19 protein-coding genes and 1 tRNA gene are annotated in these 15,488 nt (G+C 52.1%); 6 read left to right on the plus strand and 14 right to left on the minus strand.

The window, feature by feature from the left end; genetic code table 11:
* Positions 1–194: 194 nt before the first annotated feature.
* Positions 195–422, minus strand: a complete 228-nt coding sequence (locus tag MVK60_RS07440) for a hypothetical protein (protein WP_297438022.1) — start codon at positions 420–422, stop codon at positions 195–197.
* A 117-nt stretch (positions 423–539) separates the two neighbouring features.
* On the opposite strand from MVK60_RS07440, the gene MVK60_RS07445 reads away from it, so the two are divergent.
* Both MVK60_RS07445 and MVK60_RS07450 read left to right on the plus strand, forming a co-directional pair.
* Positions 540–713, plus strand: a complete 174-nt coding sequence (locus tag MVK60_RS07445; protein WP_297438023.1) for a hypothetical protein — start codon at positions 540–542, stop codon at positions 711–713.
* A 6-nt stretch (positions 714–719) separates the two neighbouring features.
* The gene (locus MVK60_RS07450) at positions 720–881 is read left to right on the plus strand and encodes an AbrB/MazE/SpoVT family DNA-binding domain-containing protein (RefSeq protein WP_297438024.1); all 162 of its coding nucleotides are present in this window, start codon (positions 720–722) and stop codon (positions 879–881) included.
* A 112-nt stretch (positions 882–993) separates the two neighbouring features.
* Here the strand turns inward: MVK60_RS07450 and MVK60_RS07455 are convergent, their stop codons facing one another.
* Genes MVK60_RS07455 through MVK60_RS07490 form a run of 8 tightly spaced genes read right to left on the minus strand, consistent with a single transcriptional unit; the run spans position 994 to position 3,170 of the window.
* Positions 994–1,515, minus strand: coding sequence for a hypothetical protein (locus MVK60_RS07455; protein WP_297438025.1), 522 nt, complete (start codon positions 1,513–1,515; stop codon positions 994–996).
* Positions 1,512–1,796: a hypothetical protein gene (locus tag MVK60_RS07460; protein ID WP_297438026.1), complete on the minus strand. Its 285-nt coding sequence runs from the start codon at positions 1,794–1,796 to the stop codon at positions 1,512–1,514. Before MVK60_RS07460 ends, MVK60_RS07455 begins: the two co-directional genes overlap by 4 nt.
* A gap of 13 nt (positions 1,797–1,809) precedes the next feature.
* The gene (locus MVK60_RS07465) at positions 1,810–2,019 is read right to left on the minus strand and encodes a hypothetical protein (RefSeq protein ID WP_297438027.1); all 210 of its coding nucleotides are present in this window, start codon (positions 2,017–2,019) and stop codon (positions 1,810–1,812) included.
* Positions 2,020–2,024: 5 nt separating this feature from the next.
* Positions 2,025–2,324 (minus strand): hypothetical protein, encoded by a 300-nt coding sequence (locus MVK60_RS07470; protein WP_297438028.1) that lies wholly within the window; start codon positions 2,322–2,324, stop codon positions 2,025–2,027.
* Positions 2,321–2,518 carry a hypothetical protein gene (locus MVK60_RS07475; protein WP_297438029.1) on the minus strand — a complete coding sequence of 66 codons (198 nt, stop codon included), beginning with the start codon at positions 2,516–2,518 and terminating at the stop codon, positions 2,321–2,323. Before MVK60_RS07475 ends, MVK60_RS07470 begins: the two co-directional genes overlap by 4 nt.
* Positions 2,515–2,808, minus strand: coding sequence for a hypothetical protein (locus MVK60_RS07480; RefSeq protein ID WP_297438030.1), 294 nt, complete (start codon positions 2,806–2,808; stop codon positions 2,515–2,517). Before MVK60_RS07480 ends, MVK60_RS07475 begins: the two co-directional genes overlap by 4 nt.
* A gap of 3 nt (positions 2,809–2,811) precedes the next feature.
* The gene (locus MVK60_RS07485) at positions 2,812–2,985 is read right to left on the minus strand and encodes a hypothetical protein (protein ID WP_297438031.1); all 174 of its coding nucleotides are present in this window, start codon (positions 2,983–2,985) and stop codon (positions 2,812–2,814) included.
* A complete protein-coding gene (locus MVK60_RS07490; RefSeq protein ID WP_297438033.1) occupies positions 2,982–3,170 on the minus strand; it encodes a hypothetical protein in 189 nt (62 codons plus the stop codon). The genes MVK60_RS07485 and MVK60_RS07490 overlap by 4 nt, the downstream gene beginning before the upstream one ends.
* Positions 3,171–3,327: 157 nt before the next feature.
* Here MVK60_RS07490 and MVK60_RS07495 point away from each other — a divergent pair, with 157 nt between their 5' ends.
* The 3 genes from MVK60_RS07495 to MVK60_RS07505 all read left to right on the plus strand — a co-directional run bounded on the left by MVK60_RS07495 (position 3,328) and on the right by MVK60_RS07505 (position 4,780).
* Positions 3,328–3,537, plus strand: coding sequence for an AbrB/MazE/SpoVT family DNA-binding domain-containing protein (locus MVK60_RS07495; protein WP_297438078.1), 210 nt, complete (start codon positions 3,328–3,330; stop codon positions 3,535–3,537).
* Positions 3,538–3,639: 102 nt separating this feature from the next.
* Positions 3,640–4,377 (plus strand): hypothetical protein, encoded by a 738-nt coding sequence (locus tag MVK60_RS07500; RefSeq protein WP_297438035.1) that lies wholly within the window; start codon positions 3,640–3,642, stop codon positions 4,375–4,377.
* A 315-nt stretch (positions 4,378–4,692) separates the two neighbouring features.
* A tRNA-Leu gene (locus MVK60_RS07505) sits at positions 4,693–4,780 on the plus strand.
* Positions 4,781–4,865: 85 nt separating this feature from the next.
* Here MVK60_RS07505 and MVK60_RS07510 read toward each other — a convergent pair.
* From MVK60_RS07510 to MVK60_RS07530, 5 genes are all read right to left on the minus strand, one after another.
* Positions 4,866–6,281, minus strand: coding sequence for an MATE family efflux transporter (locus tag MVK60_RS07510; protein WP_297438080.1), 1,416 nt, complete (start codon positions 6,279–6,281; stop codon positions 4,866–4,868).
* Positions 6,282–6,324: 43 nt separating this feature from the next.
* The gene (locus tag MVK60_RS07515; protein ID WP_297438037.1) at positions 6,325–7,710 is read right to left on the minus strand and encodes an MATE family efflux transporter; all 1,386 of its coding nucleotides are present in this window, start codon (positions 7,708–7,710) and stop codon (positions 6,325–6,327) included.
* A gap of 131 nt (positions 7,711–7,841) precedes the next feature.
* Complete coding sequence (gene ppsA, locus MVK60_RS07520; RefSeq protein WP_297438039.1) at positions 7,842–10,271, minus strand: phosphoenolpyruvate synthase; 2,430 nt, start codon at positions 10,269–10,271, stop codon at positions 7,842–7,844.
* A 141-nt stretch (positions 10,272–10,412) separates the two neighbouring features.
* Positions 10,413–11,822: a glycosyltransferase family 39 protein gene (locus MVK60_RS07525; protein ID WP_297438041.1), complete on the minus strand. Its 1,410-nt coding sequence runs from the start codon at positions 11,820–11,822 to the stop codon at positions 10,413–10,415.
* 57 nt (positions 11,823–11,879) lie between these two features.
* Complete coding sequence (locus MVK60_RS07530; protein ID WP_297438043.1) at positions 11,880–14,345, minus strand: glycosyltransferase family 39 protein; 2,466 nt, start codon at positions 14,343–14,345, stop codon at positions 11,880–11,882.
* Between the two features lie 54 nt (positions 14,346–14,399).
* On the opposite strand from MVK60_RS07530, the gene MVK60_RS07535 reads away from it, so the two are divergent.
* Positions 14,400–15,446 carry a hypothetical protein gene (locus tag MVK60_RS07535; protein WP_297438045.1) on the plus strand — a complete coding sequence of 349 codons (1,047 nt, stop codon included), beginning with the start codon at positions 14,400–14,402 and terminating at the stop codon, positions 15,444–15,446.
* The last annotated feature ends 42 nt before the right edge of the window (positions 15,447–15,488 follow it).

Raw genomic sequence — 15,488 nt, forward strand, 5'->3', positions numbered from 1 at the left:
TCAGGTAGTTGTAGAGTTCTCGCGTTATCTCGGCCTTGTCTTTTATTCCGAGGGTGACGAGGACGGCGTAGAGTTCTTCCCAGTCCTCCTCCTTGAGGCCGTATTTGCTCAGGAGGTCGATTATTCCTTCAATGTGGGTCTCGCTCATTCTTCACACCTCCGTCTCGCGGTTGAAAGAAAAGAAAGGGTCACCCTCACCGCCTCCCGACGAGGTGGGTGAGGTCTTCAACGTGGAGTTTGGTGCTGACGATTGCATCAACCAGTTCGGTCGTGTCTTGGGGTGCTCTGGCGTGTATGACTGCCACGGGTTTGCCTTCTTCGTTGACTATTTCGACGCCGAGGAGGTCGCCGAGCTCGTAGATGGCACTGAAGTCGTAAATCTCGACCTCTAACACCCTTGCCACCTGGAACTTCATCACCATAGGCTTCACCTTTTTATGCAAATCCTGCAAATCATGCAGATATTGCAATTCCTGATATTTAAGGTTTTCCTCTATCAGCAGAAAAGGCTTATATATCACAATGTGCAATATGTGTCGGTGGTGGGAATGTCGAAGTTCGAGAAGATTACTGAAGATATCGAGTTCATTGCCAAGGTCGATAAGCAGGGGAGAATCCTGATCCCTCTGGACATTAGGCGAATGCTGGACATTACTGGTGGGGACACCTACGTAAAGGTGAAACTCGTCGGAATGATGAAGAAGGAGGACTGAGTTCTCATGCCAAAGTTTCGTAAGTTTGAGGAGGCTGATTGGATTGCTCGGATTGACGTTAAGGGGAGGATTATTGTACCGAGTGAGCTTAGAGACCTGTTTAAGCTCAAGCCGGGCGACTATGTGAAAGTCCGCCTCGTTGGGGTCATTGAACCCGATGAGGAATGAGGTCATTTTCTCACCTCTTCTTCGTCTCCTCCCTGAGGAGCAGGCCGATTGGCAGGCTCAGGATTGCTCCGAACAGGAAGCCGAGGAGGAACAGGACGGGATCCATCTCCGCTCACCGCCTCCCCAGCAATTCTTTCCTGATGAAGTGCTCGACCATGCCGTATGATGAGAACCGTTGAGCCTTCTCCAGTGGAAGGAGAACCACCTTCCGGCCGTCGGTGAGCTCTCGCCTCACGGCGAGGCCTTTCTCGACCCGCCAGACGAGCCATTTTACTTTAGTCTTGACTATGTAGTAGGCCGGCACGCCGAGGTAGAAGGCGAGGTCTTCGAGGAACGTGTACTGCGGCTCATCAAAGATGGCGTAGCCGTCGTCCTCGCCGAGCTGGTACCTGCTTTTAACCTCAAGGAGAGCTAAGGGAATGCCGTTCTTGAAGTCCCAGAGGATCAGGTCGATGTCGAAGAGGCCTATCCTTGTTACCCCGTGCTTCCTCTTGACCTCCTCGAGGAGGTCGGAGAATTCTTCATGAGCGTCAAAGCCGTGGAGCTGGTTGATGATGGCCGAGAGGGTTCTCCTCCTCACGCGCCGGAGCTCCTGGCTGGTTGTGATGAGGTTCCTGCGGTCGCCTTCGGTCATGATGAATCACCTTGAGAGTCGAAGATTTCTTCGTCAGGGACCTCGTCGAAATAATTTTCACTCCCTGGAGCCGAAAGTTCCTTCGACTCCTGGCTGAGCCATTTCAGAAACTCAATGATGGCGTCTCCCTTCGCTTTGCTAATTTCGAATGTCCTGTTTTCGCTCCCATAGTTCAGGTGAACTTCATATCTGTGGGTTTTTGAGTTGTAGTAAAATGAGATCCTCTCAATGTTTTTCGGATCGATTTCAAATCCGTGCCAGCCAGCAGAAACGTAAATCATCGTGCCACCTCCTTTAACTGAGCACGATTCCCTCCGGGAAGGCTCTCCTGACCAGAGCCAGGGAGCTGGCCGGCACGTGGAGGACGAGTTTTATCGTCTTGTCCTCGAGCTGGATGTTAGCGACCTCGACCGGGATCAGGGTCCTGAGCTCTTCCACTTTTTCCAGAGCCAGGCTGAGATCCTTGAGCTTCTCCAGTTTGAAGTATGAGATTAGAAGCGGCATTGGTTTCACCCCTTTATCACCGCGTCGAGGGTTTTCTGTGTCGATGGCTTCTTCATGTAAGCTCTCAGTTCGTTTCTGAGGTCTTCACCGCGGAGGACGGGGAAAAGGCTCACTTCAGCGTTTTCTATGAGTCCCTGATGGTAGGCAAAGCTTAGTTCAATGACTTTTATCCTTGTTCCGGGCTGGAGTTCGCCTTTTTCCACCCTTGTGGTGTTCCAGAGGAAGAAGGTGACGACGGCTTCCTCAAAGTTTCTGTCGAGGAGGAGGTATTCTTCATCACCGACAACAGCGTAGAATTTTTTCATTTTCCCAGCCTCCCGTAGTACCTGCGGACTGAAAAACGGGAAAAAGGAAAACTCCGCCTGACCATTAGCCTTACCCGCTCCTCGGCCTTCTCCCGCGTCTTCTCGAAGATGATGAATTCGAGGGGTTCCTCGCCGGGTGGGATTATGGTCACGCGCCAAGGTTTCATGATGGGAGGACGGCCTCGCTTGGTCATTCTCCACCCTCCTCGCTCAGGAGTTTCAGCCTGCCTTTCCAGGATCGAACCTTGCCGTCCCTGATGTAGATCCAGCCGAGGTCCTTTGCAATGGGAAGGGTGTTTATCAGCTTCTCGAACTCCTCAAGGCCGTCGATTCCCTCCTCCCACGGCTGGTTTGGGTCGTCCACCGTCCAGATTTTGATGAGGTCCTCACCGAGTTCTGTGTCAAGGTGGATGGCGGAAACGTTGTTGAGGTTGTAGAGGTTGACGGTCCCGCTCTTCGAGTCCTCAATAACGAGCCAGCTCATGCATCATCCCTCCTTTGAGATGGGGTTTGAACGAATGAAAAGTTCGATGTGGCTCTCACTCCAGTCTCTAAGCCGTCTCGCAATTTCTGGTGGATAACCAAGTTCTCTTAGCTTCCTGTAGATTTCTCTCCCCTCTTCTTTGCTCCTCATTTCCTTGTACCAGATCGTGGCCATCATCTCACCACCCTTGTTCTGTGTTTGTTCCTTATAGGGACTGAACCAGAAATCTGGAGAATTCGGGAGAATTCTTCAGGTGGCACAAGCATTGCTCCCTCGTCCAGCACCCAGTCGGCTTCTCTGAGCTTTTTCAAAGCCTCCCGCAGGGGGAGTTTGCGGAGGTCGTAGATGGACACTACCTTCATGGCGGATCACCGTACTAAGATACCATAGTGGTACTTAAATACCTATCTTCAAGAAAAAGGTAGTATTATTGTCAAAATCTATGCTTATTCAACGGTTTGGTATCAAAATGGCAAAAGGCATAAATAGAATGTTGAATCACAAAATATGGTGGTGGCTATGGCGGAAGACATTACGCGTATTGAGTTAGAACACCCTATCCCTCTCGTGGTCAAGGTTATAAGTAATGGCCGTATCAGCATACCGAGAGATATAAGGGAGTTGCTTGAGGTTGAAGAAGGCGATTATTTGGTATTGGAAATAAGAGGAGTCGTCAAGACGGTAAATCATGATGTCAAGAAAATCGTGGCGGATACGGCTAAGTCGTGATTTTCTTTTTTAGTCGGGTTTGGTTTGTTTTTTGCGTTGTTCTTCCTGCAATAATTTTTCAAATTAGGAACATTTTTAATGTCCTCTTGCGAGGTGTTTATGATGGTAGGGGTGACTATCTCCAAAAGAACAACTTCAATCGCGGTACTGAATTTTATGGAGATAATCAGGAAATTAATTGGTGCTCTTCCAGCTACTGAGTTAATTGAAGATCTAGAGGTCCTCAGGATAGATGTTGACTCTGTTAGATCTCTCTTGAGCCAGATTCAGCAGAAACTTGAGAGGATTCCTCCTGAAGAGTTATTGAACAAGTTCTTAAGTGTGGTTCCTGATACTGCGAGTGAGGAAAGTTATAATGAGACCATTGAAAAGCTTGAGAGAGTGTACAAAGAACTGTTTCCGGTGGAGATTTCAATGATGGAGAGGTTTAGGGAATCCTCCACACCAGAGGTTAAGAAGCAGGTTTGGAACGAAGTTTACAGACCTATTGCTGTTAATCTTGCAGAGAGTTTTGCCGAGGAGAGTGCCAAGCTCTGGGATTATGCGTTTGATAATGAAGGCCTATCTGATGAAGAGATTGAGAAACTTGATTTAGTTAATAGCTGGCTGTTTCTACTTACCAAGGTTTTTGCGATTTCATCTCGGATGGAAGACAGTGAGAAAGCTGTTGAGTTGTCGAGATTTGGTGTTATTCTGTATCTTAGAGGAGTTAAAATTTTCAGGGAGCCTAATTTGAATGTGAATGAAGCTAAGGAAATGCTGAAACAGGATTTTAAGCTTATAGTCAGGAAAATTACGGCAGGCGTCGAGTTGAAGCCGTTCAATAGGAAAGGCTTTTAGCCTAAAAATTTATAAAGTTCATTGGGGGTTTTCGTCATGGTAAAATCGGGTGGAGTGTCCGGACACTCCAATGTGAAGGCGGAGGAGCAGGTCGGAGCGCGGCGGCGGAAGGCCAGGAAGCGCCTTTCCCCGCGTCTGCACATCACGCTACCGCCAGAGGTCTACAGGAAGGCCAAGGAGCGCTGGGATAACGTGAGCCGAGTGGTGGCTAGCCTGCTTGAAGTGGCTTTGTCTGAGGATTTGACGGTCGAGGAGGTCGTGACGGCGGTAACGCTCCTTAGGAGCGGCGCTTTGGTGGTAAATCCTCCTGCATATGCGGGGGTTGCCGAGCCTGGTCAAAGGCGGTGGACTCAAGATCCACTCCCGCAGGGGTTCCGGGGTTCAAATCCCCGCCCCCGCACCAGAGCCCTTTGCTGGAAAGCAAAGTCGAAACTTTTTAAACCCTTCCAGCAGGGGGTAAGCCAGCCTGAGTTGTACTTGGACTCCGGCTACGACTCCTCGTCGATGATCCGTCTCATCCACGTCCCCCGGAGGAACCATGCCAGGGCCACCAGTGCTGCTATGAAGTTGCTCATACCCATTCCGAAGAAAACTCCTCTGCTCGTGAATCCGAAGAGTCTCGCAAGGGGCACTGTGATACCGAGTACCGTCACCGCCCCAACGTAGCCGAAGAGGTAGCTCAGGGGTATTCTGAGTCCCCAGAGACGCAGCATACTTAGGAACATGCTCTTCTTTGTGTGTCCGGCCGAGCTGAAGGTTCTGGTGACAACCACGAACATTCCATTGAAGAAAGGCACGGATATTAAGAAGTACTTGAGGACGTACCAGCTCTGCGCTATCACGGCAGGATCGTTTAGAAAGACCTTGAATATAGGGACGCGCAGGAGCCCGATGATCATTATCGCGGAAGATGCAATGAGAAAGTTCACCACCATGGTTCGTTCGGCTATCCTTCTGGCCCTGTCGTAGTTTTCTGCCCCGACGTTCTGGGCTATCATGGTCCCCATTGCCATGCTGACCCCCCTGGAGATGCTGGTTATGAAGTTGACTAAGCGGGTGGTTATGGTGTAGGCGGCGTAGACCACGTCTCCGTAGCCGTAGATTATCCTCGTTAATACAACGAATCCGAAGCTGTTGGCGGACTGACCAACGGCGGATGGCAGCCCAACACGGAATATCCTACCGTAAAACTCGAAGTCCGGTTTCATGGTTTCCCTGGTTAGATGTAGGCCGCCTTTTCCGCTGGTAAGTATCCTTGCCCCGATGAGGGCTCCCGTTCCATTGGAAAGCACCGTTGCTATCGCGGCACCTTCGACGCCCAGACCAAGTATGAATATGAATATCGGATCGAGGATTATGTTCATGGCCACTGTGAGCATACTTATCTTAACCGGGGTTTTTGTGTCCCCTGACGCCCTCATGAGGGCGGAGAAGGCCATGAATGCAAAGGAGAGAGGAACCCCCGCGAACACAACCCGAGCGTAGGCCCTAGCGTAAGGGTAGACGTTGGGAGTGACCCTCATAAAGTGAAGGGCCTGAGGGAGTATGGCCAGGCTTATTATAGCGGTAATGGTTGAGAAGAGGAGCATGAGAGAGTAAAGGGCACCGGCTGAACGGTTGGCCTTTTCGTACTTTCCGGCCCCGATGTACTGCCCTACAAAGGCGAAGCCAGCCGTTGCGAACCCCATCCCGAGGGCCATGAGAGTTCCAATTATTGGCCAGCTGGTGCCTGGGGCGGCCAGCGCTTCTCTGCCGAGTTTCCCAAGCCAGAACGTGTCCGTTATATTGTAAAGAACCTGGACGAGGTTGCTTACTATCAGCGGGTATGCTAAGCGGAGGAGGGTCCTCTCTATCGGTCCGTTGAGTATCTCCTCCCTCACCTGCTGAAGTTTTCCACGTTCCATGGTCACCACGGTGAGACAACTGTCGAAACGCCCTTATAAAAACTTACCCATTGTCCTCTATGATGCGGCTCATCCAGCTTCCTGTTAAGAACCACGTGAGTGCCACTATGGCTCCTATGATGTTACTGAGTCCCATTCCCAGCCACAGACCAGCGGTGTCCTTTACCAAGATTCCAAGGCCGTAGCTCAGGGGGAGCCGTATTCCCCAGAGCCTTGCTATGCTTAGGAACATGCTCTTCTTCGTGTGCCCGGAGCTCTGGAAAACGTTGTTAACTGCCGAAAATATCCCAAAGAAAGGTAAGGATGCCGCGAAGTACTTCACTACCTTGGCGCTCTCAGCCGTTATCGCGGGGTCGTTGATGAAGAAATTGAATATTGGAACGCGGAAAAGGATGAAAAATAGGGTACCCACACCAAGTATCGTGAAATTTATGAGCATCGTCCTCTCCGCTATTGCCTTGGCTCTCCCGTAGAGCTTCGCCCCCACAGTCTGGCCGACCATCGTGCCCATGGCCATGCTTATCCCGTCCGAGAAGGCGAACATAAAGTTCGTGAGCCTGTTAGTTATACTGTAGGTTGCGAAGGCGACGTCGGCGTTACCGAACTGGCCGCCAAGGGTGAAGATGATCCTGGTTAAGATTACAAATCCCAGAGCGGTTGTGGAGGAGCCAACACTGGCAGGTATCCCCACGCGGAAGATGCGCTTGTAAAACCTCAGGTCGGGTTTAAGGCTCTCCGCAGTTAGATGTATGCCCACCTTCCCTCTGAAGAGTAGGTACCCGCCCACTACCGAGCCGAGGCTGTTGGAGAGCATCGTAGCGACCGCCGCACCGGTGACACCCAGCTCCGGGAATCCGGCCCATCCGAAGATGAAGAACGGGTCGAGAACGAGGTTCAAAAGAACCGTTGCTATGTTTATCTTTACGGGCGTTTTCGTGTCGCCTATGGCCCTGAGCAGGAAGTTAAAGGCGAAGAGAGTGAATGAGAAGGGTATCCCCGCGAATATAACCCTTGTGTAGTCAAGGGCGTAGGGGTACACGTTTCCGCTCACGTTCATGAAGTTGAGAAGGTAGGGAGCCGAAACCACACCAAAGAGACCGACCCCTATGGCAAAGAGCATCATGAGGGAATAGAGCGCTCCGGCGGCTCTGTTGGCCTTTTCGTACTCCTTTGCCCCGACGTACTGGCTCACGAAGGCGAAGCCAGCCGTTGCGAACCCCATCCCGAGGGACATGAAAAACCACACCAGCGGCCAGGCCGTCCCCGGAGCAGCCAGCTGCTCCCTGCCGAGTTTCCCAAGCCAGAACGTGTCAGTGAGGTTGTAGAGCACCTGAACGAGCCTGTTGATGATCAGCGGGTAGGCTAGCACGATGAGCGTTTTCACTATAGGCCCACTGATGATCTGGTCGCGCATTTTCTCTAGCTTCATTGAGATGGCTGTCGAAACGTTGGTATAAAAGGTTTATTGTGGATAAATGAACCAACTATTCATACAATCATCTAAGGATTTGGAAGGAATTGGGGGTTAAAAACGAAGTAGAGAAAAGAAGCCGAAAGGCTTCACTCTCTGAGGGCTTTTCTGGCGGCTTCGAGCATCATTCTCTGCTCCTCGCGGTAGACGGTCTTCCTGATGAGTTCAACGGCGTCCGGGTTGGCGCTGAGGCTGTCGATACCCATCCTGACGAGCTTCCTTGCCATCTTCGGATCACTTCCGGCCTGGCCGCAGATGCTGGTCTCGACACCGTACTTCTTGCAGACTTTGATGACGTTCTCGATGAGTTTGAGAACGGCCGGGTGCTTCTCGTCGTAGAGCTTGAAGACGCGCTCGTTGTCCCTGTCTATGGCGAGGGTGTACTGGGTGAGGTCATTGGTTCCGAAGCTGATGAAGTCGAGACCCTCTTTGATGAGGTCCTCTATGATGAGGGCGCTCGCCGGGGTCTCCACCATGACGCCCCACTCAACGTCCTTGTGTGGAACGAGGCCGACCTCAAGGGCGATCTCCTTGGCCCTCCTGACCTGCTCCGGGTGGCTAACGAGCGGGAGCATGACGCCGATGTTGTCGTAGCCCTCGTCGACGAGCCTCTTGATGGCCTTGAACTCGGCCTTGAGGAGCTCCGGCTGGTCAAGACCGCGCCTGATGCCCCTCCATCCGAGCATCGGGTTCCTCTCGACCGGCTCGTCCTCTCCACCTGGAAGCTCGCGGAACTCGTTGGTTGGGGCATCGAGTGTCCTGTACCAGACGCGCCTCGGGTAGAAGGCCTCGACGACTTTTCTAATGCCCTCGACGAGCTTGTTAACGAGCTCATCCTCCCTGCCCTCCTTGATGAACTTGATTGGATGGGCACCGATTCCGAGTATCATGTGCTCGGCCCTGAGGAGTCCAACTCCGTCGGCGCCGGTGGCTGCAGCGCGCTCAGCGACCTCGGGCATCGAAACGTTGACCTTGACCTCGGTAGCCGTGATGAGCGGGGCTCCAGCGACAACGACCTGGGCCTCGGCAGCCTTCTCCTTCTCCTCCTTGACGAGGCTCTTGACGACGCCCTTGTAGACGACGCCCCTGGTACCGTCAACGGTGACGAGCATGCCGTCCTCAAGCTTCTTGGTTGCTTCTTTGGTTCCAACGACGGTCGGGATACCGAGCTCCCTGCCGACGATGGCCGCGTGGCAGGTTCTCCCACCCTCGTCGGTGATGATGGCAGAAGCCCTCTTCATGGCCGGAACCATGTCCGGGTTGGTCATGGTCGTGACGAGGATGTCACCCTCCTTGACCTTGTCGATGTCGTTAACGTCGAGGATTATAACGACCTTGCCGGCGCCAACACCAGGCGAGGCTCCGAGACCCTTGAGGATGACCTCCATCTCCTCGGTTACCTCTTCGGCCTCTTCGGTCTTGGTCTCTTTGAGGGTGGTGATTGGCCTGCTCTGGACGATGTAGAGCTTGCCGTCATCGGCGTCGTAGGCCCACTCAATGTCCTGCGGGTACTGGTAGTGTTCTTCTATCCTAGCGCCTATCTTGGCGACCTCGATGATCTGCTCGTCGGTGAGAACCTGCTTCTTAACCCACTCCGGACCGAGGAAGTCAGCAACCTTGACGAGAACGGTGCCCTTGCCGGTCTCAGGGTTGCGGACGTACATAACCTCCTTCTCCGCTATGTACTTCTCCTTTATCTTCCAGGTGCCCTTCTCGACGATGTACTCGTCGGGAGAGACGGCTCCGCTGACGACAGCCTCACCGAGGCCCCAAGCACCGTTGATCATGATCTCGTTCCTGTCGTTGGTGACTGGGTTGGCGGTGAACATGACACCGCTGGTCTTGCTGTTGACCATCTTCTGGACGACGGCGCTGAGGTAGACCTTCCTGTGGTCGAAGCCCTGTTTGGCCCTGTAGAATGTGGCCCTGGCGGTCCAGAGTGAGGCCCAGCACTTCCTGACGTTCTCAAGAAGGTCCTCGTCACCGTAGACGTCGAGGTATGTCTCCTGCTGGCCGGCGAAGGACGCCTCCGGGAGGTCCTCGGCGGTAGCTGAGGAGCGGACGGCGACGTAAACGGCGTCCTTGTTGAACCTCTGGCTGAGCCTGTGGTAAGCGTCAAGAACCTCGGTCTGTATCTCTTCCGGCATCGGCATGCTGTCGATGAGCTCCCTTATGAGGGCGGTGTTGTCAAGAAGCTCCCTGCTGTCATCGACATTGGTTCTGCTGACTATGTCCATAATCCAGTCCTGGAGCGGCTTGGGCTCCTCAGAGGCGTTTGTTAGAACCTCAGCGAGAACGCCGCTCTTGGCCTTCTCACCCATGATCTCTTCGATATCCTTCTTGCTGACCTTTACATTGTTGACAAAATACTTGTAGGCTTCCGCGGTTACACAGAATCCTGGCGGAACCGGAATCCCGGCGTTGGTGAGCTCACCAAGGTTGGCTCCCTTTCCACCAACGAGTGCCACGTCGGTCTTCTTGAGCTCTTCAAACCACCTTATAAATCTGTATTCACCCATGTGACTCCCTCCAAATGGTTACTGCGGGTGATATATTGGAGGCATGTATTTAAAATTAACTATCCAAGGCTGTTCCTTGGCGTACAAGATTGAAAAAACGTGATATAATGGACATTCGAAGATGGAGGCTCAGCTTCGTCTTTAGGACAGTCTTGTGAATATCTGAACGGTACCGTGTCCGAACTCTTTAACCTCGCGATATCTTCCGCTCTCAAGGACTCCGACGTTGGGGTCACTTTTCAGCCTTACGATGAGGTCGTACCTCCCGTTTTTTACGCGTTCTCTTACCTGCTGCCTTGGAATTATGATCTGAATTGTAGAGTGGGGGTAGTAAAGGCCTGCAATGGTGTATACCTTTTGAGATACCAGGATCCAGCTTGCTGGATAGTTCATCCGAGCATAGTCAAAAGCGGTTACGTAGGTACTTCCACGCTCGTCCCACATGTTCACCATTGCAATAGCCGAGTGAACGGTTGGAATCAACACGAGTACCAGGAGCACCATGAAAACAGCGGGCGTTAGAGTCCTTCTTTCTTTCCAGTTCACAAGGGCTCTTGTCCATTCTCCCAGTCTCCACAGGGCATGGGTTGAGAGTATTGCCATTACAGGGCTCAAAAACGTCACAAAACGGTTCTCTTTGTGGGTTACCGTTAGGATGCCTGTGAATCCAATCAGAAACCAGCTGATCAACAGCCACCCTTCCTCATTCTGCTTGAGCAGGACAATGCCAAGCAGGGTGAGAAGAAGTATAATTCCAAGGACCGAGGTGAGGGAGCTGATGTAGTCAAAGGCCGAGACTGGGGGGGCGTGGGTGACGTACTTGGTTGCCGTACTGAACGGCATTAGAGCCCCGCCGTAGTGTAGCCGGCCAAGGTAGAGCCACGGTGTCAGAACGAGGAGCGTTAAAATGGCTCCTACTCCATATTCCTTCTTCTTGGTCCATCCCCAGTACTCCGTCAGGTACAGGTAGGTGAAGATAACTGCCAGTATTGAAAGTCCGGTGTACCGGGTCAGTATCGAAACACCGGCCACCACAAAGGAGGCATATATGAGGCGTCTGTCACCTAGCCTGCGCCCCGTGTAGAGCAGATAGAGGGACAGTGTGTAAAAGAATGTAAATTCGCTGTGTACGAGTCCCCTCGTGGCCATTGAAAACGCCAGGGGATTGGCCATATAGAGGACGCTGGCACCAACGGCTTTAATCCTATCCCCCCACACGGCAAGTGCGAAGTAGTAGACCAGACCTGCGGTGAGGCCATAGAACAAGGCCGATACAAGCTTGGCGGTTGTTAGCAGGCTTGAGGGAGATAGGGGGGTAAGATGAAATACAAGATACAGTGTATAGACGTAGCCGGGAGGACGGTACATCATGTAGTAGCCTTGGTATGTGTAGTTCGTTATCCCATGGAGGAGGTTCCGGGCGATGTCAATGTAGAGGGCCCCGTCATAGGTTACATTCTTGGCGTTTATACTAACCCCGGCGGCTATGAATGCAACCACCACGAGCAAGGATGAAACAAGGATATCTGTTTTTATTCTCGCCATACTCATTCCCGTTAGTACGTCAGGATGTTTTAAACTTTTGGTATGCGGTTACATCATGAAAAATTAAGAAAACTTGAGAAGTGGATGTTCCTCCAAGAGCTTGTTTAGAATCCCAATTGCACTGTCCGGGCCATAGGCGTACGAGAGGTACTTGTACATCATCAGGACGGCCTCCAGAGGATGAACCTCTTTGTTGGGGTCAAAGGTACCTTCGATGAACTTCAGGGTGGTTTCGGCTGCTTCTGTTAAACCGGCTATTTTGTAAACGTACACCATCTCTGCGTACGTTGCCCTTGAGTATGGGTAGGCAGCCTTCTCAATCTTAAGCTTGCCGTTTTCATCCTGCTGCTCTGTGAGCCATTTGGCAGCTTTTTTAACGGCGGTGAATACCGTTTCGTTTCCGGTCAATTGATAGTACCTTGCTAGAGATGAACTTATGGCGAGGGTCGTTCCAACGTTCTCGTTCCAGCTTCCGTCTCCTCTCTGCTGCTTCAGGATATCCCCGAGAACACTGTCCCTCGTGGTTGAGTTGAGTATCCCCAGCTCATCGTATATTGGAAGGAAGAGTGCGTTGACAACGAAGATACCGTGCCTGTCCTTGGACGTCGTCATGAAGTAGTTGGCCTTCTCCCTCTCCCTAAGGAGCTCAATGGCGCGGGGTTTGCCGGCGAAGGAAATGTTGCTGAGGGGCTCCAAGGTGTACGCCGTGTAGAGGGTGTAATCGTTGGGTGGAACTCCCCATGGAAACGCCCCGTTGTTCATCTCCTTGTAGGAAAGCCACTTAAGTAACCATTCAGCCCGTTCTTTGAATTTGTCGTTGCCAGTTTCTTTGTACATTTCCTCGTAGAGGTTGACCATCCAGGCGTTGAGGTTGAAATACGCTTTGTACCTATCGTCAAAGTCGGCGTAGTTGTAGCCGGTCCAGAACTTCTCTAGGAACCCCACGAGGGGACTGTATTTCCCACTGTAGTTCACTGGCATTAGGTCGGTGGGAAGGATTGGTGGGGAGGGGATAAACTTGTAGATCTGGGCGTTCCCGTTGCAGAACTCAAGCTTGAAGTGTGTGTCGTAGGGGGCGTACTCCATGAGGCCGTACTTGATCAGTCCGTAGCTGAGTCTCCTCCTGTCGACGAACACGTAGCTCACGTTGTATTTTTTCATGAGGTAGTAGACGTACTCGCGTTGGGGAGAGCTGAACATTATCACCTGGTCGGTATACGCCCTCTGAGCTTCCCTGGCGGTAGGGGCTTTACCAAAGAATCCCTGGTAGACCTTTTTCCATATGACCACATCTTTCCGGTGGGTGTTCCCTATTAGAAGGTATCCCATGTCCCACCATACTAAGATCGTAGCGTTTTCTGGCGTGTTCTGGCTTATCCATTCGTAGGCCTCTTTGTCGCTGATCGTTGGGGCATTGACGTATTTATATGCCCCGTAAACTCCCTGAGCAAAGGGGGTGAGGAGTATAATCGCCGTTATAAGGAGCACCGCAGCCCTTCCGCCTGAAATCCTTCTTACCCACTCCGCTCCAACCCCCCTGACGTCACTGAAAGCCCTTCTGAGAAGGGTTCCCGTTGAGGGGAAGACCACATCCACCAAGTACTCCGCCGCCATCACAGCTAGGGGTATCGTGGAGTATGGATCACGGAAACGGAAGGAGATTCCCCCGGCGAGAAGGAACGCCCAGGCCCATAGGGCGAACCCTCGACGTATGGGATCCTTTTTAAGATAATACGGGGTTGCAAGCGCTCCAAACACCAGTTGTACCACGCCTATCCACTTGAAGTACCCCAAAAAACTGACTTCCGTCTTTTGTATTCTCACAAAGAAGTTCCCGACGAGGGAGTGTACGAACGGTACCTTCAGATACGCGAGGTATGTCAGCACTAGGAGGACTATTATGTAGTGCAGGTTCCTCTTCGCCCACGACCAGCTGTAGGAGGCCACTATCAGGAAGGCCGCCATCATAAAGAACACCCATCCCCTGTGGGTAAATGTGTAAACGGAAAAGACGGCGGCTAGCACTATGAAATCAATGGGGCGCTTTGACCTGAGGAAGCGTATGAGGAACAGCATGGAGAACGAGAAGAGAACGAGGCCCAGGTTCTCAGGGATGTAGAGGCTGGTTCTGTAGATGAAGTTGGGTGCGAAGGCCAGAAAAATCGTGGCGATAATGGTGCTGCTTCTCCTCCCGGTGAGTTCCCTGAAGACCAAGTAGAATCCAAAGACCGCAATGGTGCCGTAAACCGCCGGCAGTACAAAGAACACGTAGTTTGATGGGAACAACCGGTAGACCATTGCCCCGATGATATGGAACAGGGGCGGATAACTGTACGCTTTGAGCCCCAGCAGTGAGGGGAGGTCCCGTGAGATACTGCCTATCCCGTTGTGGACCAGTCTGAGGGTTATGTCTCTGTGCAGGTACTCATCGTACGTGGCGAGTAAGAGGGTTCTGTGCGGCACCAGTCTGATTAGGAACGAAACGATGAGAATCAGGGGAAGACAGATCCTGTACACGGTTTCTCTCATTCCAGGCACCCCTCAAATTTTTAAGCCTCTTTCTTAACTCTATCTGGTGGTGAAGTGAAGGGGTTAAAAATCTTTAGCCTGGCGTTCTTCTCTTACCTGTTCTTATCGGTTTACTCCAACTACTTTGACGGTGGTCTACGGGATGTTATCTATTCCCGTGGTTTTTATCCCTCAATGGTGGTTCTGGGGGTTGTCTATGCCCTTATCTTCTTCGGGTTCTTTGCCGTTGGGTACCGGGTGGGGTTGAGTCCTCCGGGATGGTTTTATGCGGCTCTGCTGTTTGTGGTCTCCTTCTCGGAGTATCCCTTCGGGCCCATCGTTGTTGTTATGGTCATTGTCGCCGTGTATTGCCTTAAGGAGCACTTCACCCGTGTTCTTGCCATTTATTCTATCTTAACTGGACTCCTAGTTCCTCTGATATTCTATACTGTTTTTGGTGTTCCCTTCTTTCACAGGGGCCTTCGCTACGAGCTTGTTGGACCATTGGTGGCATCGGCGTTTCTTGGGGCGGCAGGGTTAGTGTACACGGGGGCGTCCCTCAAGCTTAAGACGGTCGTCCTTGCTCTCCTCTCCATCATATTCATTCTTGGAACCTTCAGGTCTTTGTTGTTGCTGATATACCTCGCTTACTTTCTGGATCTCTACCTGAGGGGAGCGTTTAGAGGGGACCTCCGGGCGCCGTTGGCCGGTGGAATCTTCTTGGGGGTCCTCATACTCTGGATGAGCGGAGGTGTGGATGCCCTGCTGGTCCGTGTGGGTTTTACATTCCTCGTGTTTCATAACATCGTCCGCCTTTCCCTTCCATGGGGTATCTACCACGGGCACCTGCTCCTCAGCGGAGATCCCCGGGGAACGGTGGGGGCACTGTTCGGAACGAGTGTCCATTACACCTACTTCTTCTTTGGGCAAGCGGTGGCTGATTTTGGGGTTGTGGGTGTATTGGAGGCCTTTTTACTTGGTCTTTTCCTTAGAGATAGTGAGGATGACCCCAAAACGTTTGCGTTCGTTCTCGCCATGTTCATCTACGCCATGGACCCTGGTATAGATAACCTCATACTCTCCTTCGTATTGGGAGCCCTGTTGATTAAGAAACTGTCCTAGTGGTACAAACCGGGACTTGGTGCCCCTAGTTTGTCATGAAAG

Origin of the sequence: Thermococcus sp. (assembly GCF_026988555.1) — an archaeon.
GTDB lineage: Archaea > Methanobacteriota_B > Thermococci > Thermococcales > Thermococcaceae > Thermococcus.

Coding starts and splice junctions, on each gene's coding strand:
- MVK60_RS07440 (WP_297438022.1), bottom strand. CDS start 422: ATGGTGATGAAGTTCCAGGTGGCAAGGGTGTTAGAGGTCGAGATTTAC.
- MVK60_RS07450 (WP_297438024.1), top strand. CDS start 720: ATGCCAAAGTTTCGTAAGTTTGAGGAGGCTGATTGGATTGCTCGGATT.
- MVK60_RS07455 (WP_297438025.1), bottom strand. CDS start 1,515: ATGACCGAAGGCGACCGCAGGAACCTCATCACAACCAGCCAGGAGCTC.
- MVK60_RS07460 (WP_297438026.1), bottom strand. CDS start 1,796: ATGATTTACGTTTCTGCTGGCTGGCACGGATTTGAAATCGATCCGAAA.
- MVK60_RS07465 (WP_297438027.1), bottom strand. CDS start 2,019: ATGCCGCTTCTAATCTCATACTTCAAACTGGAGAAGCTCAAGGATCTC.
- MVK60_RS07470 (WP_297438028.1), bottom strand. CDS start 2,324: ATGAAAAAATTCTACGCTGTTGTCGGTGATGAAGAATACCTCCTCCTC.
- MVK60_RS07475 (WP_297438029.1), bottom strand. CDS start 2,518: ATGACCAAGCGAGGCCGTCCTCCCATCATGAAACCTTGGCGCGTGACC.
- MVK60_RS07480 (WP_297438030.1), bottom strand. CDS start 2,808: ATGAGCTGGCTCGTTATTGAGGACTCGAAGAGCGGGACCGTCAACCTC.
- MVK60_RS07485 (WP_297438031.1), bottom strand. CDS start 2,985: ATGATGGCCACGATCTGGTACAAGGAAATGAGGAGCAAAGAAGAGGGG.
- MVK60_RS07490 (WP_297438033.1), bottom strand. CDS start 3,170: ATGAAGGTAGTGTCCATCTACGACCTCCGCAAACTCCCCCTGCGGGAG.
- MVK60_RS07495 (WP_297438078.1), top strand. CDS start 3,328: ATGGCGGAAGACATTACGCGTATTGAGTTAGAACACCCTATCCCTCTC.
- MVK60_RS07500 (WP_297438035.1), top strand. CDS start 3,640: ATGGTAGGGGTGACTATCTCCAAAAGAACAACTTCAATCGCGGTACTG.
- MVK60_RS07510 (WP_297438080.1), bottom strand. CDS start 6,281: ATGGAACGTGGAAAACTTCAGCAGGTGAGGGAGGAGATACTCAACGGA.
- MVK60_RS07515 (WP_297438037.1), bottom strand. CDS start 7,710: ATGAAGCTAGAGAAAATGCGCGACCAGATCATCAGTGGGCCTATAGTG.
- ppsA (WP_297438039.1), bottom strand. CDS start 10,271: ATGGGTGAATACAGATTTATAAGGTGGTTTGAAGAGCTCAAGAAGACC.
- MVK60_RS07525 (WP_297438041.1), bottom strand. CDS start 11,822: ATGAGTATGGCGAGAATAAAAACAGATATCCTTGTTTCATCCTTGCTC.
- MVK60_RS07530 (WP_297438043.1), bottom strand. CDS start 14,345: ATGAGAGAAACCGTGTACAGGATCTGTCTTCCCCTGATTCTCATCGTT.